Source organism: Pseudomonas arcuscaelestis, assembly GCF_016881005.1.
Taxonomy (GTDB): Bacteria; Pseudomonadota; Gammaproteobacteria; order Pseudomonadales; family Pseudomonadaceae; genus Aquipseudomonas; species Aquipseudomonas arcuscaelestis.
In genome coordinates this window covers 1-1,248 of sequence record NZ_JACOPV010000055.1, presented here as the reverse complement: position 1 = coordinate 1,248, position 1,248 = coordinate 1, and the positions used below count along the sequence as shown (strand labels likewise).

Annotated in this window: 2 protein-coding genes and 1 pseudogene; 1 reads left to right on the top strand and 2 read right to left on the bottom strand. The window is 60.2% G+C overall.

Features of this window, described 5'->3' with window-relative positions; translation table 11 throughout:
* A pseudogene (crc, locus tag H8F21_RS29180) lies at positions 1-281 on the top strand (catabolite repression control protein Crc); the annotation flags it as partial.
* A gap of 58 nt (positions 282-339) precedes the next feature.
* Here the strand turns inward: crc and H8F21_RS29175 are convergent.
* Both H8F21_RS29175 and rph read right to left on the bottom strand, forming a co-directional pair.
* Positions 340-708, bottom strand: a complete 369-nt coding sequence (locus H8F21_RS29175; protein ID WP_194937250.1) for a DUF4870 domain-containing protein — start codon at positions 706-708, stop codon at positions 340-342.
* Between the two features lie 22 nt (positions 709-730).
* The coding region (gene rph / locus H8F21_RS29170) for a ribonuclease PH (RefSeq protein WP_203585832.1) at positions 731-1,248 on the bottom strand (518 nt) is incomplete at its 5' end.

Here is a 1,248-nt window from a genome sequence, read left to right as displayed (position 1 = left end):
CTCCGGGTTTCCTGGCGCCTGAACGGGCCTGGATGGACGAGATTGTCGGCAACATGGGCTATGTTGACGCCCTGCGCGAAGTAAGCCGCGAAGGCGACCAGTACAGCTGGTGGCCAGACAACGAACAGGCTGAGATGCTCAACCTGGGCTGGCGTTTCGACTACCAGTTGCTGACCCCAGGTCTGCGCCGGTTCGTTCGCAGCGCCCGCTTGCCGCGCCAACCGCGCTTCTCGCAGCACGCGCCGCTGATCGTGGACTACGACTGGACACTGACCATCTAAGGTCTTTTTCCAGGCACAAAAAAACCGACATCGCTGTCGGTTTTTTTGTGGGCGCTCATTATTTGACCAACCGCCAGGTCAAGGGGTATCGGTAGGCAGCCCCCTGGTTAGCCTTGATACCACCAATGATCGTCAACACAAGGGTGGCGATCACCAGCACGATCATCAAGAAAAACCCAATCACCGCGAATGCCAGCACCATGGAAGCGATCCAGGCAATGGCCACGGTGATCTGGAAGTTCAAGGCCTCCTTGCCCTGATCATCGATGAACGCATCTTTCTCTTTCTTGAGCTGCCACAGAATCAACGGCCCGATAACGCTGCCGAAGGGGAACACAAACCCCAGAAACGCCGCGAAGTGACACAACATCGCACCCTGGCGCGCTTCGTATGAAGGCGTAGGCACAGGCAATTGGCTGTCACTCATGGCGTTTCTCCTTGAAACCGGCTCAGTCAGCCAGTGCGGCGTTCTGCAGTTCGAAGATTTCGGTCATGCCCTTCTGAGCCAAGGCCAGCATGGCGTTCAGCTCGGCCGGCTGGAATGGCGCGCCTTCGGCGGTGCCCTGCACTTCGATGAAACCACCGGTGCTGGTCATCACCACGTTCAGGTCGGTCTCGGCGGCCGAGTCTTCCAGGTAGTCCAGGTCCAGCACAGGCTCGCCCTGGTACATGCCCACCGATACAGCAGCGATCATCTGCTTGAGCGGGTCGCCGCCTTTGAGGCCGCCGCGCTTCTTGATGACTTTGAGTGCGTCAACCAGGGCCACCATCGCGCCGGTAATGGATGCGGTGCGAGTGCCGCCGTCAGCCTGGATCACATCACAGTCGACGTACAGGGTCACGTCGCCCAGCTTGGACATGTCCAGCGCGGCGCGCAGCGAACGGCCGATCAGGCGCTGGATTTCCAGGGTACGCCCGCCTTGCTTGCCACGGCTGGCTTCACGCTGGTTACGCTCGCCGGTCGCAC